This is a genomic window from Imperialibacter sp., from assembly GCF_040222385.1.
GTDB lineage: Bacteria > Bacteroidota > Bacteroidia > Cytophagales > Cyclobacteriaceae > Imperialibacter.
This window is the reverse complement of sequence record NZ_JAVKDF010000002.1, coordinates 60049-78220: the sequence shown is the minus strand read 5'-3', so window position 1 is coordinate 78220 and position 18172 is coordinate 60049. Positions and strand designations below refer to the sequence as shown.

Below are 18172 nucleotides of genomic sequence, written 5' to 3'. Positions count from 1 at the left end.
CTAAAATCTACCCCTGAATTTATAAGTTTTGGCTACTTTATCGATGGCCACAATATAAGCGGCTATTCTTAAAGAAACATTATACTCCTGAGAGGTTTTGAACACGTTGTTGAACGCATCCTTCATGATTCTGTCAGAGCGACGGCTCACTCTGTCTGCAGTCCACTTATAGCCCAGGCGGTTTTGCACCCACTCGAAGTAGGATACAGTTACCCCACCAGCGTTGGCCAGGATGTCAGGCACAGCCATGATACCCTTGTCATTCAACAAAGCATCGGCTTTGGCTGAAGTTGGCCCATTGGCGCCTTCCACAATCAGCTTCGCTTTTATCTGGTCTGCGTTGTGCACGGTAATCACGTCTTCTTTTGCTGCTGGCACCAAAACATCGAGGTTAAGGGTGAGCAGGTCGTCGCCTGCAATTTTTTCGGCACCTTTGAAGCCTTCAAGTGAGCCGTTGTTTGCATTGCGATACTCTATGGCTTTGTTAATGTCAATTCCGCTGTCGTTGTAGTAGGCTCCTGAAATATCACTAACGGCAACGACTGAGGCGCCTCTTTCTTCCAAAAGTGTAGCGGCCCATGACCCTACGTTGCCAAACCCCTGAACAGCTACTTTGGCATGATAAGGATTGATTTTTAATTTCTCCATTGCCGCCAGCGCAGTAATCATTACCCCACGACCGGTAGCTTCAGTGCGGCCCAAAGAACCACCTAAGACGAGCGGCTTGCCCGTAACAACCGCATTCACAGTCATGCCCTGAGCACGGGAGTATTCGTCCATCAACCAGGCCATTTCACGAGGACCGGTACCCATATCGGGGGCGGGAATGTCTCTGTCAGGCCCGAATATTTCGACAAGTGCGCCCGTGTAGGCCCTGGTCAACCGTTCGATTTCACCTGGCGACATATTGCGTGGATTGCAGATGATGCCGCCTTTGGCACCACCATAGGGAATGTCCACCACGGCGCATTTCCACGTCATCCAGGCGGCCAATGCTTTTACTTCATCCAGGTGAACGTCCATGTCGTAGCGGATGCCACCTTTGGACGGGCCCAGAATGTTGGAGTGAATTACCCGATAGCCTTCAAACACTTGTACGCTGCCATCATCCATGGTAATAGGAAGGTTCACTATTACCTGCTTAACGGGTGACTTCAGCACGTTGTACACCTCATCATCCAGTCCAAGACATTTTGCTGCAATGTCAAACCTGGACATCATCGATTCGAAAGGATTTTCTTTGTCCTTTATCGGTGCCGGTTCTATGTAAGCCATAAAAATATAAAAGGGTTAATGTGTTGTATTCGGTGGCAAAGCTACTAAAAGCAATAGAAAGTTTGCTCAAAAAAGCTGAAATGTACATTTTTTAGCAAAGGCGTCAACTATCTGGAGAATGATGGCTTTGCACGCTGGTAAAATCAAAGAAGCCTTAGGAAAACAATAATAAACGGGACAGAAAGCAGCAAACCATCAAATCGATCCAAAAACCCTCCATGGCCTGGAATACTTTTCCCCGAATCTTTGATTTCCATGCTTCTTTTGAAAAGAGACTCCACCAGGTCGCCATAGGTTCCGGCGACGATGATGATGACTGAAACGGCCAGCCATTCCCAGAGGGGCAGCACAGTAAAGAACATGGAAAGGCCATAAGCCATTGCCAGCGAGGTCAGGGCACCGCCCACACTGCCTTCCCATGATTTCTTTGGCGACACTCTTTCAAAAAGTTTGGTCTTGCCAAAGTTGACACCTGCAAAGTAAGCACCGGTATCGCTGGCCCAAAGTATCAGCAGCAGGCCAACTATTATTTCCCAATGATATTCGCCTCTTGAGAAGGCAATAAAGTTAAGGAGCGCAAAAGGAACCGCCACGTAGATAATTCCGAGAAAGGTAAAACCAATATTAGTAAATGGGTTCTTTTCGTTCTTTTTATAGAGCTTGATAAAAAAGATGGTTGCCAGCAAAGGAAAAATAAGAAAGGCGTATTTACCGTCAATCTCTCCAGTTTCAACAAAGAAGGTGAGACAAAATATAATCGCCCCAATAAAGCAACCCAGGAAGCGCAACGGCAAAATGCCGTGAAGCCGCACCAGATTATAAAACTCCATTTGGGTGAGAAGAGTCAGAATGAAAAAAATGGCAAAATAGGTGTAGGGGCTGTAAATAATCAGGAAGAGCAAGATGGGGGCTCCTATGACTGCGGCAATAATTCTTTGGGTTAGGTTGTTGAACCTATTCAAAATGGATGTCATCGTTGATCATTTTCACAGCGCTGAGGACATTCTCAGATGAAACATACACCTCATAGTTGCCCAACTGATAGAGAGAATCTTTTTTACTAACTACCACAGCGGAAATATCATTTTCCTCTAATACTGCCTTCACAATTTCCGCTTTGTGTTGTTGGTTATTTGTAAACACCTTTTGCCAGTTATCCATCAGCGTTTTCCAGGTTCCTGTGAAACTTAATAAAGAGGTAAGTGAGGGCAGCACCAATAATAAAGAAAAACCCTACTGTTTCCAAAGGCACAGTCTCTGTATCGTCGATGTTGAAGTCGACCAGGTCATTTTTGTACAGGTAAAGCATTACCAGGCTGAACCCGTTGTTGAAGAAGTGTGCCAGCATGGCAAGCACCAGACTGCCCGACCAGTAGAAAATGTAGCCAAAAAGGGCACCCAAGAATAACCTTGGCACAAATCCATAGAATTGAACGTGGAAGGCACTGAAGAACAAAGCACTGATCCAAATGGCCGCATGCGGGTTTCGAACCAGTTGCTGAAGCCTGGTTTGAATAAGCCCTCTGAAAAGAAGCTCTTCACCAATGCCGGGTATAATGGCGACTACAAACAAAGCAACCAGTAGCTCGCCAAAACCAGAGAAGTCGGTCAGGTATTCGGTAATCACTTTAAGTTGTTCCTCTTTGGCTTGAGCCCATTGCTCAAAGCCACTCATAAACTCGGGGAAGGTCAGGTTGAGATTCCATTCTATGAAAAGACTGTTGACAACCATGAAACAAAAAGTGATCAGGATGACATAAATCAATGGTTGCCAATAGCGGGTGTCAACTGAAAAATAGGTGCTTACTTTTGTGCCTTGATAAAGTTTGATGTAGAACAGGGGCACGAGAATAAACGCTCCGACCGATCCAACAGCCTGGGTGGTGTACAGCGCCACCTTGGATCGTGGGTCGCCCATGTCCGTCAGCAGCCTCATTGTTTCTTCAAACCCCGTATTAAAAAGCAGCATCAGCGGCACCACGGAAACTATCTGAAACACGATCATTCCACCAAAACAAAATAAAACCAGCTGGAGCAGGCCAAGCCCCGGCCCCTTCAAATCTCTTATTTCAAGGAAACTATTGTACTTTTGCATCTTGTTAGATTAGCTGATGTAACACAACTGGTCACATTCGGCCCTAAAGGTAGACATACGGTGGTAAAAATAGGTAACATAGAACTGGGAGAATTCCCGCTTTTGCTGGCACCCATGGAGGATGTAAGTGACCCTCCGTTCCGTGCAGTGTGCAAAGATAACGGTGCCGACCTGATGTACACCGAGTTTATCAGCAGCGAGGGGCTCATCCGTGACGCCATAAAAAGCAGGAAGAAGCTCGACATTTTTCCTTACGAAAAGCCCATTGGTATTCAGATTTTTGGTGGCGACGAGGAGGCCATGGCTATGTCGGCGAGAATAGTGGATGCCACCCAGCCCGATATTTTGGATATCAACTATGGCTGCCCGGTGAAGAAAGTGGTTTGCAAAGGGGCGGGTGCCGGGGTACTTCGGGATATCCCGTTGATGGTTCGGCTGACCCAGGCAGTGGTGAAGTCTACCAGCTTGCCAGTGACAGTAAAAACCAGGCTTGGCTGGGACGACAGTAGTATCAACATAGAAGAGGTGGCCGAGCGACTACAGGATGTGGGGATCAAAGCGCTGAGTATACATGGTCGAACCAGGGCGCAGCTTTACAAGGGTGAAGCCGACTGGACGTTAATCAAAAAAGTGAAAGAGAATCCGAGGATACAGATACCGATCTTTGGCAATGGCGACATTGACACTCCGGAAAAGGCACTTGAATACAAGAACAAGTATGGAGTTGATGGCATCATGATTGGGAGGGCAGCAATAGGCTACCCCTGGATTTTTAATGAGATCAAACATTTCATGAAGACCGGAGAAAAGCTGACAGCGCCGAGCATGAAGCAAAGAATAGAGGTGGCCAGAAAGCACCTTAAGTTCTCTGTTGAATGGAAAGGTGAGAAGACAGGCATCCTGGAAATGCGCAGGCACTACACTAGTTATTTTAGAAACATCCCCAACATAAAGCCCTACAGGCAACAACTGGTGGAGTTCGACACCTATGAACAGGTAGATCAACTGCTTTGTGAAATGGAGCAGGAATTCATGAACGCTTTCGTGGAGGCATAGACAATATGAGCAAACCAGCCAGCCAGATGAGTGACAAAGCGCTCGCATGGCTTTTATTGATTACACTTTCCTTCATTTGGGGCAGCAGCTTTATTCTTATCAAAAGAGGACTCATAATTTATTCTCCATTGGAACTCGGTGCGCTGAGAATAGTAACAGCAGGTTTGTTTCTTCTGCCCATTGCTGTCAGCCGTATTGGTAAACTTTCGAAGCGTAACTGGCAGATTCTTCTTCTTGCTGGCTTTGTAGGAAGCTTCGGACCGGCTTTTTTGTTTGCCCTTGCACAAACGCATCTCAATAGCGGGCTGGCAGGGTCGCTCAACGCACTTACCCCTCTTTTCACTATAGTAATAGGGGGCTGGTTTTTTGGTTCCACTTTCACCAGGAGGAATGCCATAGGCATCGCTATCGGCTTCGTGGGCACTGTGCTTTTGATCTTTGCAGGTAGCGATAGCGGTATTTCGGGTTTTAATTTTTATGCGCTGTTCGTAGTGCTTGCTACTATCTTGTACGCTACCAATCTTAACATTATCAAGGCCTACCTTGGCGACCTGAAGCCGTTGACAATTACGAGTGTTTCGCTGCTCATGGTGCTGCCCCTTGCTCTGGTTATTCTGGCAAGCGCCACCGACTTCAGCACAAAAATCATTTATACAAAAGGAGCCTGGGAGGCCCTTGGCTATATCAGCATTCTGGGTGTTGTCGGGACTGCTATTGCATTGATCATATTCAATAAAACAGTGCAGATTTCGACACCCTTGTTCACCAGTTCTGTTACTTATATCATACCACTCATTGCCGTGATATGGGGCCTGTTGGATGGCGAAAAATTGCTTGTCACCCACTATATAAGCATGGCGCTTATTCTTGCGGGTGTTTTTATCGCCAACAGAAAGTAGTTCGCTTAAAACGGGTTAACTGACAAGTCGATACCGAGCACCAGCTCCATCAAAAAATAAACTGAAAGCGTTATCAGCACCGTGCTGGTGAGGTTCAGTGCAAAGCCTTTTCGAATCATGTCTTTCATTTCCACATGACCAAAACTAAATACGATCGCATTAGGTGGTGTAGCTATCGGTAGCATAAAGGCGCAAGACGCCGCCAGGGTGGCAGCAATCATCAACCCAAAGGGATGCACGCCAATCGACTGAGAAAGTGCAGCCAAAATCGGCAGCATGATAGAAGCCGTAGCAACGTTGGACGTTACCTCAGTTAGGAAGTTGAGTAAAAGGGCGACTATAAAAATAAGAAGCAGAAGGTTAACGCCTTCGAGCAACGACATTTGCTGGCCGATCCATTCCGCCAGGCCAGACTCCTGAAAGCCAGCTGCCAATGCCAGCCCGCCACCGAAAAGAACAATTATGCCCCAGGGGAGCTTCACCGCCGACTCCCAGTCCATGACCATTTTGCTGGTTTCACTTTTAGCAGGAACAAGAAACAAAGCCAATGCGCCACTCATAGCAATGATCGTGTCGTCGATCCCAGGTAAGATTTCCCTGAGAAGGAATGAACTGGTCATCCAGGAAAATGCAGTCAGGATAAAAACGGCGAAAACGGCTTTTTCTTCCCAGCTCATTTTGCCCAGTTCTTTCAGGTCGTCCTCAATTTGTTTTCTGCCTCCGGCAAGTGGCTTTTTAGGTAGGGGGTAAGCCACCCTGACCATATACCACCAGAGGATTGCCAACAAAACAATGACAAGAGGCATAGCAAAAGCCATCCAAAGAGCAAAAGATATTTCGACATCGAAAAGCTGCTGAGCGATGGCGGAAAAAACAACATTGGTGGGCGTACCTATCAGTGTTCCCATACCCCCAATGGAAGCCGCATAGGCAATGCTGAGCATCAGTGCCTTGCCTAAATTCGCCTTGAGCTTCACTTTGTCAGGCATGTCACTCTTGTCGATAATGCCTCCAAGCTGACTGATGAGAGCAATGCCAATCGTCACCATCATTAGGGATGTGGCCGTATTGGAAATCCACATGGATAGAAAGGCTGTAGCGATAATGAAGCCTAGCACAATGCCTCTGCTGTTAGTGCCTACCCATGAAATAATAGTGAGAGCGATCCTTTTGTGCAGGTTCCACTTCTCCATGGCAATGGCGATAATAAAGCCTCCCATGTAGAGGAATAAAATTTTATTGCCATAAGCGGCTGTTACTGTGTCAATTTTGGCGCCGCCGGTTAATGGCAGTATCACAATGGGCAATAATGAAGTAGCAGCCATAGGAATGGCTTCTGTTGTCCACCAGGTGGCTACCCAAAGCGTGCAGGCTAAGACCGAGCGACCGGATTCGCTCATCCCTTCGGGCTGCACGATAAACTGGAAGATGATGAAAAGGACTGGCCCCAGCACGAGTCCAATTTTAGAAGCCAGCGATTTGCTTTCCATTCAGTGGATATATTTAGGTAGGTGCCTGAAATTAGAAAATCGCACAGAAAAGCCCAATCCTTTGATCAAAAGTGTGAGAATCAATAGCGGCTGGCAAACTTTTCCCCGGCCAATATTGCCACCTTCAACTTGTTTTGAGGGGGAGGCAGTGGACAGGTGGCAAACGGTGTGTACACGCAGGGTGGATTGTACCCCTTGTTGAAATCCATCACTACTTCCCCGCTGCTGTTTGGTTTAGTAGTATACATATAGCGGCCGCCTCCGTACGTTTCTTGTCCCGTTGTTTCATCAGCATAAGTCACAAAAAACTCGTCACCTTCTTCTGTCACATCGAGCGCATACTCGTCGCCATCTTTTTCAAACACAAGCCTTCCCGGGCTTGGCTGCTCATAAGTGATGCCAAGGATATTTTGGATTGTGAGCACTTTAGGCGGGTCGTATGGCTCAAACTCAGCGGTGACCACCCAATTTACATCCACAGGATAGGAATCGATCGATTGGAGTGAGTCTAATTTTGGGCTTTCAAAGTCCCGAAGGCGCACTGCCAGCTCATCACCTCTTTTAATGACAAACCAGGTAAGCGACTCGTGGCTCATTTGCAGACTCATACGCATAGAGTCGTCATAAACCAACTGCATGGCCGGGGCTTCCCAGGTGGAGTCTTTTCCCGCTTCCTTCATCATTACCACAGGCTCAGAAGGGGCCTCATACAGTACAGATTTGGTATTAGTTACTCGCAGCTTACCAAGAAAGGCGGGAGCTTTTTCAGGAAAAACGATCTTATTGGACGAATCCGATCCGAAGGCAGAGAGGCCTTTGTTGAGCATGTAAAGCCCTGCAAGATTCACATAGCCGTTGGGGGCCTTCAGTTTTTCAATTCGTTCCTGTTGCCATTTTTGATGAGCTACTTTGTAGGCTGCTACTTCTTCCTCCGACATTTTATGGTCGCAAGAGGTCAAAAGAAATGAGCTGATAAGCGATAAAAAGCAAAGATGGGTAATTATCGTTGAAACTTTCATGGCTGGATTGGTCGGTAGACTATGCTTTTCCGTTTTACGAGATAGTAAGATCTGACGAATTATCGAAGCGAGATGCTGTGGGTGGTAGTCTTTGCTTGAAAGGTAACTGAAGCTTCTTCGAAATCAGGAGGGCCGAGTAGCCCCATAGAATCATTTCCAAAACCATAAGGTTCTTTTGGTATGCCGAAAAGGCCCGTGTCAAGCTTGCCGTTTTCATTTTCGTCGTGAAACACACTAACAGCATACGAGCCAAAGGGAAGATTTGTGAATTGTACCCGGACCGACTCTCCGTTTACCTTTTCTACCCTGCCTTTGTAAAGCCGATCCGTAAGAAAATTCTCTTTTAAATCGTAAAGGGCCACACGAATGTCGCCCTTTACATTTTTTATCCCTTTGATCTCCACAGTAAGTGTGCCTGATGAATCACTTTGGAGCCAATTCAAAAGAAGGCTTAGAACTACGACTATCACTTTTCCACTACACGGTCAAAGTCAAACTCGTCCATGAATTTCTGCGCCTCTTTAAGGTTTTGGAACTCGAAGGATTTAGATTCACCGTCTTTGGCGTGAATCTCCACCTTGATAAGAATCACCTTTTTACCACCCAAAGGATCATCGACAAACGTGGCGTTCTCCGGCACAATAAACTGGCCGTCTTTTCTAACCAGCCCCAGTTTCTTGTCTTTGTGCTTTATGCGGTTACAGTATGAGCATTTGTAGTGCTGCACAATTTTACCTTCCTCTGTTTCCGTGGCCTCGCTGATAATTTCCTCACTTTCGAGCTTCAGCGTTTGGAAACCACACCTGTCGCACTCTATCGCAATGAGGTTGCCCGGATACTTTTCAATCTTGGTTTCGCCTGTTTCCTGATCTATCCATACGTCATAGTCAACACTGAAGATATTCTCCTCCGCCTGCATCCCCTCGTCAAGGTAAACATCCTCTTCTTCTTCACTAAGCAGCTTCATCTTGTTGCCAGTTTTGGGATTCACCCGGGGAGTATATCTGAACTTTTTCAGCCTTTTGGACTGGGCTGTAGGGTAGTAAAATTTAAGGATAAGAAATGCAACATAACCGTACAAAGTACCTATGGCAATGGTGATAAACAGCCTAACGAAGAACCACACAAAGTTCAGTTCGACTGTCTCGTCTTTGTAAGTGTTGGCATACGCTGTAATGGCCAGCGCAATGCACAAATGCATCACCCAAAGGAGCTTTGATTCATACTTACTGGTAAAATCATACTTCTGCTTGAGCTCTTTAAAACTGGAAATGCGAAGCTTTGTAATGATGTATATAACAACTGCGAGAGCAATCAATACATAGGCTCCATTTTCCATGAAGTTGTGCCAAGCAAGAAGAAATCCTGACGCCTGTTCTTCCATAATTTTCGTTTTAATTAAGGTTCTAATTCAATATTACATAAATTTCATTTACCAAGTAAAATCAAGTTACCAGAACTCTAATAACACATCAAAATAATTATACCCCATGGCCTGGAAAAATATGTCGACCATTGCCCCCAGATACGCTGAGGCCGATAATGTTGTGGCTGGCTTGATACCATCGCTTCCTTTGTCCAGCCGTATTGCCGTGGCTGGTGCGGGTGCTTTTGGCGGGTGGACAGCGTTGAATTTGCTTAGGCTTGGCTACAAAGTAACGCTGTTTGATCCATGGGGTGCGGGCAATTCCTTGTCAAGTTCCGGAGGCGAGACCAGACTAATGAGAAGCGTATATGGCAGCAACACCTTTTACACAAAGCTGGCTAATGAGTCGTACGATATGTGGAAGGAGGCAGAGGCTTGGGAAGGCAGCAAGCTATTGCATACTACGGGCAATTTGTGGATGGTGGGTGAAAATGACAACGAGATGGAGAGCGCCGTCGTTCAGATGGATGGTTTGAAGCTTCCTTACCAGCTTTACAAAGCCACTGAAGTGCCGGATCGGTTTTCGTATGTGAATTGTTCCGATCTTTCATACCTGATTCTGGAAGAAAAGGCAGGTGTGCTTAAAGCCAGGGAAAGCTGTCAGGCTGTGCTGAAAAAATTTGTCTCTGAGGGAGGGCAATATGTTGCTGAGGCGCTAAAGCCTGGTGTGGTCAAAAAAGGAAAAATAGGAGCCTGCGAAACTTCATCCGGGAGCAGGCATGAGTCAGACATCTACCTGTTCGCCGGGGGGCCGTGGCTTAAGTCGTTGTTTTCAGATGTGCTTGCCCCGCACCTGGCCGTGACCCGCCAGGAAGTACATTACTTTGGTTTGCCTGCTGCAAAAGCTGGGTTTTTTGAAGCAAATTTGCCTAGCTGGATTGATATGGCTCATGAGGGCGGCTTTTATGGCATTCCCGGCGGCTTCCACAGGGGCTTTAAGGTAGCGTCCGACAAGCGGGGTCGTGAAATTGACCCAACAACACAGAGCCGGATACCAGAAGAGTCGGAAGTGGAGAGAGCAAGAGATTATGCGCATCACCGGTTTCCGGGCCTGGGAAGTCTGCCACTGGTTGAGTCTAGGGTGTGTCAATACACAAATACGCCTGATGGGAGCTTTATTCTGGACACACATCCCGAAGCTTCGAACGTTTGGTTGCTGGGTGGAGGATCGGGACATGGTTTCAAGCATGGGCCTGGCCTGGGCAAGCTGGCAGCAAGTATTATCGCCGGTCAGCAGGGGCTCCCTACTTTGCTCTCACTCAGCAGGTTAAAAAGTAGTGGTTTGATAGTATAACTATTGTTATAAATTGGCGTTCAAATGAAAATATTGATGTATTTAGCTAAAGATTTGTCTAATACTATTCTAATAAAAGAGAATTAATGAATACCTATCGCTGGGGGATTGTTGGACTGGGGAGAATTGCCCACAAATTTGCGGAAGCGTTAAAAGTGATTCCCACTGCCCAGCTGGTAGCGGTGGCCTCCAGAGACAGACAAAATGCAGAGGCTTTTGCTGAACGTTTTGAAGCAAAGACGTTTTACGATAACTATGAAGATCTCATTCTCGACAAGGAAGTTGACATAGTTTACATTGCCACTACACACCCGTCCCACGCATCACTGGCCAAGGCCTGTCTGCGTTTTGGCAAGCCAGTTCTTTGCGAGAAGCCGTTTGCTATGAATTACCAGCAGGCCAAAGAGGTATATGAGGTGGCCAGTGAGTCAGGTGTGTTTATAATGGAAGCTTTGTGGACAAGGTTTCTTCCGTCGATGAAGCGGGTGATTGAGATAGTGAAAAAGGAAGAGATAGGACATGTTGTTTCTATCCAGGCTGATTTCGGCTTCAAAGCTCCTTATGACCCGGGGGCTCGACTGTTTAACAAAGAATTGGGTGGCGGGGCATTGCTGGACGTGGGTATCTATCCGGTATTTCTCACTACTGCTCTTTTGGGCGAGCCTGCAAAAATACAGGCCAGCGGAGTGATTGGTCCAACTGGCGTAGACGAGCAGTGTGCCATGCTGCTGGAATACGACAATGGTGCCATTGCCAGCCTTTCATGCTCGATTATTTCAAATAATACCCAAGTGGCCAGCATCAACGGATCGAAGAGTCGCATTCAAATTGACCAGCCTTTTTGGGGACAAACCAACATCAACATTTTTACTGACTGGAAACCCCGGGGCCTGGTCAAGTTTGACTACCCGAGCAATGGCCTCAACTATCAGATAACGGAAGTGCACAAATGCCTGGATGAAGGCAAAACAGAGAGCGATCTTTGGAGCTATGGCGACAGCCTTCTTGTATTAAAGACCCTCGATAGGATCAGAGAAAAGATTGGGTTGAAGTATGAGGCGGATGTTTAATCTTCTATGTCAATTTCGAAAGGTCCAGTTGGAAGCCAGGTAGCACGTTTTCGCCGTCCAGGAAAAAATCAAATGAGTCAACCTCTTTGACAGGCTGAGAAGGCCTGTAGATAAACGCTTTTTTCAGTTCTGGGTCGATCAGCCAGCCTAATTGCACTCCGTTGGCTATCCATTCTTCCATCTTTTTCTTTAATGTAGTAAGGGAATCAGAAGGAGACTTAAGTTCGATGATAAAATCGGGAGTAATTGGTGCAAACTTGTTTTTCTGTTCGTCGCTGATTTGACTCCATTTTTCTAACGACACCCAGGTTGCGGGAGCAGCTTTCATGGAGCCATCGGGCAAAATAAATCCGCCATTGGAAAAGGCTATTCCAAGGCTGGAATTTTCCTCTACCCAGTTGCAAAGTTGTGCTAGAATTTTTAAACCGAAGCTGCTTGTACGGCATCCCGCCAGGGAATCAACGATAAGATTCCCCTGCACGTCTCTTTCTATACGTAGTTCTTTGTTAGCCAAGCAGATTTCCAGCAATTCGTCACCCGAAAATCGGATTCTTTCAGGAAATTTTAAGAAAGTGGCTGCCATTTAGATAAACTGAAGTCTAATCAAACAAATCCTCTTCCCGCTCCAGCATCAAAATAGCCGACTGCGGCACAATGAAGTACTTTTCGCCTTTGTAGTGCACCTCAAAAGCAGCCTTTTGCAGGAAAATGGCCATGTCCCCTTCTTTTGCCTGAAGCGGTACATATTTCACTTTGTCCTCTTCAGCTTTCCATGGCTCATCGTCGTCAGTTTGCATAGGGATGGGGTAGCCAGGCCCCGCTTTCACGATGTATCCGCTTTGTATTTTTTCCTTCTCCTGAACTCCCGGAGGCAGGTAAAGCCCACTTTCGGTTTTCTCTGATTCCTTTTTTGGCTTGACCAATACCCTGTCGCCCACTATCACCAGCTTTTTCAGCTTGTTGTCTGCTGTCAATTCCATTCTTTTTCCCTTCATCAGGTTTCAAAGCTACTCTTAAACCAAAAAATGCACAAAACAGTTTAGTCCATTGATCTGTCGATGAGCCTTTGGTCAAGTTGCTTGGTAGTTTTAGCTCCCAGCTCTCTCAACCGCTCGGTTTTGCGAACAAGGTTGTCCTTGCCATCTACCAGCTTATTCATTGCCGCATCGTAGTTTTCTTTGGTTTGTTTAAGGCTGTTGCCCACCTTCACCAAGTCGGCCACGAAACCATCGAACTTGTCGTAGAGTGCACCAGCCTGCCTCGCAATCTCTTCAGCATTTTTGTTCTGCATGTCCTGCTTCCATATGTACGAAATAGTGCGCAGGGTGGCAAGGAGTGTAGTGGTGGACACCAGCACGATATTTTTGTCTAGCCCTTTTTCATAGAGTGCATGATCCTCTTTGTAAGCAACAGTCAGTGCAGGTTCGTTTGCCACAAACATCATCACATAGTCGGGCTGGCTGATTTCGTACAGGTTTTGGTAGTTGCGCTCGCCGAGCAACTTGATATGGCTGTAAATGCTATCAATATGCAGCTTCAGGAATTTCGCTTGTTCCAGGTCGTTTTCGGCATTGAAAAAGTTAGTATAGGCAGTTAGCGACACTTTTGAATCAAGGACCAGATACTTTTCATCCGGAAGTTTGATGATGTAGTCGGGGCGCTGATTGGAGCCGTCCTCATTCTTGAAGTTCTTCTCTTTGAAATAGTGGATGTCTTTTTGGAGGCCGGCTTTTTCGAGGATCGCCTCCAGCTGCATTTCACCCCAGCTTCCCTGTGATTTGCTGTCGCCTTTCAAGGCTCGGGTGAGGTTCTCCGCTTCTTTGGTAATCTGTTGATTCAACTCACGGAGGTTTTTGATTTGCTCGCTCAGGCTGCTGTTCCACTTCAGGCTTTCTTTGTTCGTGTCTTCCACCTTTTTTTCAAACTCGGCTATTTTCTCCCGTAGCGGATTGAGCACCTCGGCTATATTCGTCTTATTCTGGTCAGTGAATTTTTTACTTTTTTCTTCAAAGATTTCCTGAGCAAGGTGCTTGAACTCTACGGTGAAACGTTGCTGGAGCTTAGCCACTTCCTTTTTGTGCTCGTCCAGCCTCTCCTGTAGATTTTTATAATTGGCCTCCAGCGTGGAATTTCTTGTGCTCAGTTGAATTACCTTTTCTCTTTCTGACTTAATCTCTTGCACGTACCCAGCGGCTTCTTTCTCCACATCTTCCAGCTTGCCCTTCAGTAGGGCGTTTTGTGTATTCTGCTCATTGCTTTTTGCTTCAAACTCATGTTGCAAACTTTGTTTGGTGGTCGACTGCCTGGCTAGCAGGACAAGTGCTGTAGCCACCAAGCCAATGGCTAATCCGATAAGGAGTGAAATCAAATCCATGGTTAACGTGTAAGAATTTTAGCACCGAAAATAGTGCCGCTAAGTTAAGACCTTCGTTACCCTTTTATCCCTGATGTTCGACTAATTTTCATTTATTGCCAACTATCGTAGGTCGGTAAATGTATTGTCCTGGAAGATGTTGATGATTTAAAGATATCTTACTAAGAGAAGCCAACACAAAGTATAACAGGCCTTTCAAAACTGTTTTACCCTTGATGGCCCCCGGTTTAGGGTCAGTTGACCAGCCTTGAAGGTAAAAACCCCAGTCTGTGTTGAATGAAGTTTACCGTGGCCAGGAACTTCTTTCCCTTTGTCTCACATGTTGTTATTTTACAATATGCAGCTTCGGTTCAGGGTCATCGCATTCTTTCTTTTACTCATCATCGCCTGTCCCCCGGGAAACGAGACCGTGCGCACAGTTTTCGACCACCAATGACGGTTTTCTTGCTGATGTCCGACGGTATGAAAAGTATTTGTGTCAAACCAGGCATTGCGCATCCGTCGAGAAAAGCAACTAACTTATATTGCACACTTTTTTACTTGTCCGGCTGTATCTTCAATTCTTCCTGCAAAAGGGATCAATCTGAAGGAAACCTTCTTCATCTAAAAACTATTTACCTCCTTCGCCGTTCTGTTACCCGACTCAATAGCGCCCTGGATCCAGCCATGGTAGGCGGAAGCATGCTCCCCGGCAAAGTGAATGCGTCCCTCGGCAGTGATCAGGTGGGGCAGGTGTTGCGTTAAATCATTGGGTGTGCCAATGGCGTGCGCATACCCGGCCCAGGGGTCCTCACCCCATACTTTAATAAACGCCCCTTCCAGCTGCGGCTTGAGGCCGGGAAAGACTGAGTCGACGTGGTTGGCAGAAAAGGCCAGGCGCTCCTCAGCACTCATTGTCATAAACTTACCAGCGTCCCTGCCTTTCACATAGTGTGCGATAATACCCCTGGTCGCATCTGATTCGTAGTGTGGATCCCAGATTTCGGAAGGTAGGTCAGTGGCTGCAAAGCCCGTCAGGCCGTCCTTTTTCCAGTAGCGGTCTCTTACCTGCATCGCCGTGCGGCCGAGGTTCCAGCCCCCCATATTGTTGATAGCAGTTTGTTTGGGGTTCGAAAGCGTCTTCACAAAATCCATTTTCTTCAGCACCGGCAAGGGCAGGGTACAAATCACCCTGTCGGCCGTGAGTGTGGAGCGTTCACCTCCTCTATCCACGGTTACGCTTACACCCGTCTCATTCTGATCGACGGCCAGCACTTTGGTGCCGTATTGTATCAATCGCTCAAGGTCTTTGGCCAACGCACGGGGCAGCAGGTCATTGCCTCCCACAATCTTGTTGCGAGTGGCACCAAACGACAAGCTTGTCTCCCGAACCATCTCAAGAATCGAGAAGTAAAGACCTTTTTCTCCTGCTTCTTCCCAACCCAGCATCAGCGCACCAGCGATATCCGGGCTGTAGCCCTCGCTCACAAGAAACTCCTTGAAAGTGAGCTTGTCGTAGCCTGCAATGGCAGCTGGTGGCCAGCTCAAATCCCGGGCATCACCCACCTGAGTCATGATGGATTGAAACGGTTGTGTACTAATGCCCGCCCAGTCCATGGCGACTTCTTTGGGGGTGAGCGAAAAGGGATAATCTTTCAATGGAGCTGGTTGGTTGCTGGTATAGCGGATTTTTTTTCCTTTTACCATGTGCAGCAAACCGCCTTCAGCTGGGTTGAAAGGATATAACTCAAGCCCGTATTGCTTCACGTATTTCATGGTCCACTCATGGTCTTCAGGGATTCGGGCGGCGCCCATGTCGGCATAGAGTCCGTCAGCAAACATGTTTCGGGCAGTGAACACACGCCCTCCGGCCCTCATCTGCCCCTCAACGATTTGGACGTCATGACCCAGGTTGCGCAGTTCCATACCAGCCGACAAGCCAGACATGCCTGCGCCGATAATGATGACTTTCTGCTTATTGCCCCGTCTCGTTTTCCAGGGGTCGTTGACGGACAGTGCCTGCACAGGCTGTGTGGCCAAAGCGGCTGCGAGAATTGAACTGAGTTTTACAAAGTCCCGGCGGGTAAAGGTAGGGTGCATGGTGTGGTTAGGTTAACGAGTAAAATTACTTGAAAGCAGATGGTATATCCTTCGTTGCTGGCCTTTCGAAGGAGCTTCAAAAATGAAAGTACAGAATTTCTGAATAATGCGCTGGGCTTGAGACACGCCCTCCACAGACGAGCCGTTAACTAAATGAAATATTTTTGTTCTTTTCTTAAAGTAATCCATGCTGCGTGTGCGTCTTTCTGAAAGGGCGTCCGTCTTAGGTAGAACTATTTGCCCCGATAAATCAGTTACTAATCCGTTAACTTACAACCGATAATCCAACCATCCCTTTTTTCATGTCCAAGTCGAAATCAAAAGTAACCATAGCCCAGGCGTTCAAAGACTTTATCTGGCCACGTCGCAAGATTGTGGCAGTTGGCCTGGTGCTCATCATCATTAGTCGCCTCGCCAGCCTGGTGCTTCCGGGTGCCACCAAATACCTGATCGACGATGTAATTGTCAATCACGATTTACACATGCTTAAGCTGTTGCTTATAGCGGTGGTGGCATCCATTACTTTGCAAGCCGTGACGTCGTTTTCTCTCACCCGCCTGCTTAGCGTAGAGGCCCAACTGCTCATTAGTAAACTCAGGGCACAGGTGCAGCGAAAGATTTTGTCGCTGCCCATTTCGTATTTTGATAACAACAAGTCAGGCGCCTTAGTCAGCCGTGTCATGAGCGATGTGGAAGGCGTGCGAAACCTGGTAGGTACCGGCTTGGTTCAATTGGTTGGGGGAAGTATCACTGCTGTTATTTCGCTGGTGCTGCTGATCCGCATCAGCCCTATGATGACGTTCTATGTGTTGGTGCCGGTAGGTATTTTCGCCTTTATCGCCATGAAGGCCTTTGGGAAAATTCGCCCCATTTTCAGAGAGCGTGGTGTGATTAACGCCGAAGTGACGGGCCGCCTCACGGAAACCCTGAATGGCGTTCGGGTGATCAAGGGCTTCAACGCCGAAGAGCAGGAAAACAATACTTTTGCAGCTGGCGTGGAGCGGCTTTTTCAAAATGTGAAAGCAAGCCTTACCGCCACCGCACTAGTGACCAGCTCCGCTACTTTTCTGCTTGGTTTGGCCTCCACAGGTATCATGGGCATAGGTGGCTACCAGATCATCACCAACGAGATGACCATGGGTGATTTCATCGCTTTCACCCTCTACCTGGGCTTCATGATTGCGCCCATCGTTCAAATGAGCAATATCGGCAGCCAGCTAACCGAAGCCTTTGCAGGACTTGACCGTACCGAGGAGATCATGAACATGGATCCTGAAGACATGCCGGAGGAAAGGCCGATACAGCTGAAAAAGCTGAAAGGAGATTATGCGTTTGAGAATGTCAGCTTCGCTTATGAAGAAGGCAAGGAAGTGATCCACGATATTACTTTCACCGCTCCTTCTGGTTCGGTCACCGCCCTGGTGGGCTCTTCAGGGTCGGGAAAAACAACCATAGCGGGTTTGGCGGCCACCTTCCTCACGCCAAAGGCAGGCCGCATTACGCTCGATGGGGAAGACCTGTCGAAAGTGGGACTGAAGAGTTTCCGTCAGTACCTGGGCGTAGTATTGCAGGACGACTTTCTTTTTGAAGGGACGATAAGGGAAAACATCTTGTTTCCAAGGCCCAGCGCCACCGAAGAGGAGCTGAAAAATGCGGTAACGGCTGCCTACGTACACGAGTTTACCGACCGGTTCGAAGAGGGGCTGGACACCGTAATTGGTGAAAGAGGCGTTAAACTTTCAGGGGGGCAGCGCCAGCGTATAGCCATTGCAAGGGCCATTCTCGCAAATCCGAAAGTGATCATTTTAGATGAAGCTACCTCAAACCTGGACACCGAAAGCGAATCGATGATCCAAAAGAGTTTAGCTGAGTTGATGAAAGACCGCACCACGTTTGTCATCGCCCACAGACTCAGCACGATCCGCAGAGCGGATCAGATCCTGGTGATTGAGCAGGGAAAAATTGCTGAAAGGGGTACGCATGAAGAGCTGATAGAGAAAAAAGGCAGGTACTTCGATCTGTATACTTATCAGGCGAGGATTTAAGGAAGGTAATTGGTAATCAGTTGACAGTAAGTGGTGGCTGGCTTCCCAGT

At 47.4% G+C, this 18172-nt stretch carries 17 protein-coding genes; 5 read left to right on the top strand and 12 right to left on the bottom strand.

Annotated elements, in window-relative coordinates; translation table 11 throughout:
• From RIG68_RS00400 to RIG68_RS00385, 4 genes are all read right to left on the bottom strand, one after another.
• A complete protein-coding gene (locus tag RIG68_RS00400; RefSeq protein WP_317489209.1) occupies positions 1-1275 on the bottom strand; it encodes a Glu/Leu/Phe/Val family dehydrogenase in 1275 nt (424 codons plus the stop codon).
• A 143-nt stretch (positions 1276-1418) separates the two neighbouring features.
• The gene (locus tag RIG68_RS00395) at positions 1419-2249 is read right to left on the bottom strand and encodes a phosphatidate cytidylyltransferase (RefSeq protein ID WP_350117668.1); all 831 of its coding nucleotides are present in this window, start codon (positions 2247-2249) and stop codon (positions 1419-1421) included.
• Entirely contained in the window at positions 2230-2436 is a 207-nt protein-coding gene (locus RIG68_RS00390; protein ID WP_151997733.1) for a putative signal transducing protein, read from the bottom strand. Before RIG68_RS00390 ends, RIG68_RS00395 begins: the two co-directional genes overlap by 20 nt.
• The gene (locus RIG68_RS00385) at positions 2429-3370 is read right to left on the bottom strand and encodes a CPBP family intramembrane glutamic endopeptidase (protein ID WP_350117666.1); all 942 of its coding nucleotides are present in this window, start codon (positions 3368-3370) and stop codon (positions 2429-2431) included. The genes RIG68_RS00390 and RIG68_RS00385 overlap by 8 nt, the downstream gene beginning before the upstream one ends.
• A gap of 60 nt (positions 3371-3430) precedes the next feature.
• Between RIG68_RS00385 and dusB the strand changes: the two genes are divergently transcribed.
• Positions 3431-4426: a tRNA dihydrouridine synthase DusB gene (dusB, locus tag RIG68_RS00380; RefSeq protein WP_350117786.1), complete on the top strand. Its 996-nt coding sequence runs from the start codon at positions 3431-3433 to the stop codon at positions 4424-4426.
• Positions 4427-4452: 26 nt separating this feature from the next.
• Entirely contained in the window at positions 4453-5325 is an 873-nt protein-coding gene (locus RIG68_RS00375) for a DMT family transporter (RefSeq protein WP_350117664.1), read from the top strand.
• Between the two features lie 5 nt (positions 5326-5330).
• Here RIG68_RS00375 and RIG68_RS00370 read toward each other — a convergent pair whose 3' ends face one another.
• The 4 genes from RIG68_RS00370 to RIG68_RS00355 form a co-directional block, all read right to left on the bottom strand.
• Complete coding sequence (locus RIG68_RS00370) at positions 5331-6815, bottom strand: SLC13 family permease (RefSeq protein ID WP_350117662.1); 1485 nt, start codon at positions 6813-6815, stop codon at positions 5331-5333.
• A gap of 80 nt (positions 6816-6895) precedes the next feature.
• On the bottom strand, positions 6896-7834 hold the full coding sequence (locus tag RIG68_RS00365) for a DUF1684 domain-containing protein (RefSeq protein WP_350117660.1): 939 nt from the start codon (positions 7832-7834) through the stop codon (positions 6896-6898).
• A gap of 59 nt (positions 7835-7893) precedes the next feature.
• On the bottom strand, positions 7894-8304 hold the full coding sequence (locus tag RIG68_RS00360; protein WP_350117658.1) for a DUF2141 domain-containing protein: 411 nt from the start codon (positions 8302-8304) through the stop codon (positions 7894-7896).
• On the bottom strand, positions 8301-9218 hold the full coding sequence (locus RIG68_RS00355; protein ID WP_350117656.1) for a hypothetical protein: 918 nt from the start codon (positions 9216-9218) through the stop codon (positions 8301-8303). Before RIG68_RS00355 ends, RIG68_RS00360 begins: the two co-directional genes overlap by 4 nt.
• A gap of 106 nt (positions 9219-9324) precedes the next feature.
• Between RIG68_RS00355 and RIG68_RS00350 the strand changes: the two genes are divergently transcribed.
• Together RIG68_RS00350 and RIG68_RS00345 are read left to right on the top strand one after the other, a co-directional pair.
• Positions 9325-10554: an FAD-dependent oxidoreductase gene (locus RIG68_RS00350; protein WP_350117654.1), complete on the top strand. Its 1230-nt coding sequence runs from the start codon at positions 9325-9327 to the stop codon at positions 10552-10554.
• Between the two features lie 86 nt (positions 10555-10640).
• Complete coding sequence (locus RIG68_RS00345; protein WP_350117652.1) at positions 10641-11624, top strand: Gfo/Idh/MocA family protein; 984 nt, start codon at positions 10641-10643, stop codon at positions 11622-11624.
• A gap of 4 nt (positions 11625-11628) precedes the next feature.
• On the opposite strand, the gene RIG68_RS00340 is transcribed toward RIG68_RS00345, so the two are convergent.
• The 4 genes from RIG68_RS00340 to RIG68_RS00325 form a co-directional block, all read right to left on the bottom strand.
• On the bottom strand, positions 11629-12207 hold the full coding sequence (locus RIG68_RS00340) for a Uma2 family endonuclease (RefSeq protein WP_350117650.1): 579 nt from the start codon (positions 12205-12207) through the stop codon (positions 11629-11631).
• Positions 12208-12223: 16 nt separating this feature from the next.
• Complete coding sequence (locus RIG68_RS00335) at positions 12224-12604, bottom strand: co-chaperone GroES (protein ID WP_350092650.1); 381 nt, start codon at positions 12602-12604, stop codon at positions 12224-12226.
• 59 nt (positions 12605-12663) lie between these two features.
• Positions 12664-13998, bottom strand: coding sequence for a DNA recombination protein RmuC (locus RIG68_RS00330; protein WP_350117648.1), 1335 nt, complete (start codon positions 13996-13998; stop codon positions 12664-12666).
• Between the two features lie 603 nt (positions 13999-14601).
• Positions 14602-16077, bottom strand: coding sequence for a flavin monoamine oxidase family protein (locus RIG68_RS00325; protein ID WP_350117646.1), 1476 nt, complete (start codon positions 16075-16077; stop codon positions 14602-14604).
• Between the two features lie 302 nt (positions 16078-16379).
• On the opposite strand from RIG68_RS00325, the gene RIG68_RS00320 reads away from it, so the two are divergent.
• Positions 16380-18122: an ABC transporter ATP-binding protein gene (locus RIG68_RS00320; protein WP_350117644.1), complete on the top strand. Its 1743-nt coding sequence runs from the start codon at positions 16380-16382 to the stop codon at positions 18120-18122.
• Positions 18123-18172: the final 50 nt, after the last annotated feature.

What these genes read in the sequence shown, in the direction of transcription:
- RIG68_RS00325 (WP_350117646.1), bottom strand. Translation starts at nt 16,077, where the DNA reads ATGCACCCTACCTTTACCCGCCGGGACTTTGTAAAACTCAGTTCAATT.
- RIG68_RS00390 (WP_151997733.1), bottom strand. Translation starts at nt 2,436, where the DNA reads ATGGATAACTGGCAAAAGGTGTTTACAAATAACCAACAACACAAAGCG.
- RIG68_RS00385 (WP_350117666.1), bottom strand. Translation starts at nt 3,370, where the DNA reads ATGCAAAAGTACAATAGTTTCCTTGAAATAAGAGATTTGAAGGGGCCG.
- RIG68_RS00375 (WP_350117664.1), top strand. Translation starts at nt 4,453, where the DNA reads ATGAGTGACAAAGCGCTCGCATGGCTTTTATTGATTACACTTTCCTTC.
- RIG68_RS00355 (WP_350117656.1), bottom strand. Translation starts at nt 9,218, where the DNA reads ATGGAAGAACAGGCGTCAGGATTTCTTCTTGCTTGGCACAACTTCATG.
- RIG68_RS00395 (WP_350117668.1), bottom strand. Translation starts at nt 2,249, where the DNA reads ATGACATCCATTTTGAATAGGTTCAACAACCTAACCCAAAGAATTATT.
- RIG68_RS00350 (WP_350117654.1), top strand. Translation starts at nt 9,325, where the DNA reads ATGGCCTGGAAAAATATGTCGACCATTGCCCCCAGATACGCTGAGGCC.
- RIG68_RS00320 (WP_350117644.1), top strand. Translation starts at nt 16,380, where the DNA reads ATGTCCAAGTCGAAATCAAAAGTAACCATAGCCCAGGCGTTCAAAGAC.
- RIG68_RS00335 (WP_350092650.1), bottom strand. Translation starts at nt 12,604, where the DNA reads ATGGAATTGACAGCAGACAACAAGCTGAAAAAGCTGGTGATAGTGGGC.
- RIG68_RS00340 (WP_350117650.1), bottom strand. Translation starts at nt 12,207, where the DNA reads ATGGCAGCCACTTTCTTAAAATTTCCTGAAAGAATCCGATTTTCGGGT.
- RIG68_RS00370 (WP_350117662.1), bottom strand. Translation starts at nt 6,815, where the DNA reads ATGGAAAGCAAATCGCTGGCTTCTAAAATTGGACTCGTGCTGGGGCCA.
- RIG68_RS00365 (WP_350117660.1), bottom strand. Translation starts at nt 7,834, where the DNA reads ATGAAAGTTTCAACGATAATTACCCATCTTTGCTTTTTATCGCTTATC.
- RIG68_RS00400 (WP_317489209.1), bottom strand. Translation starts at nt 1,275, where the DNA reads ATGGCTTACATAGAACCGGCACCGATAAAGGACAAAGAAAATCCTTTC.
- RIG68_RS00345 (WP_350117652.1), top strand. Translation starts at nt 10,641, where the DNA reads ATGAATACCTATCGCTGGGGGATTGTTGGACTGGGGAGAATTGCCCAC.
- RIG68_RS00330 (WP_350117648.1), bottom strand. Translation starts at nt 13,998, where the DNA reads ATGGATTTGATTTCACTCCTTATCGGATTAGCCATTGGCTTGGTGGCT.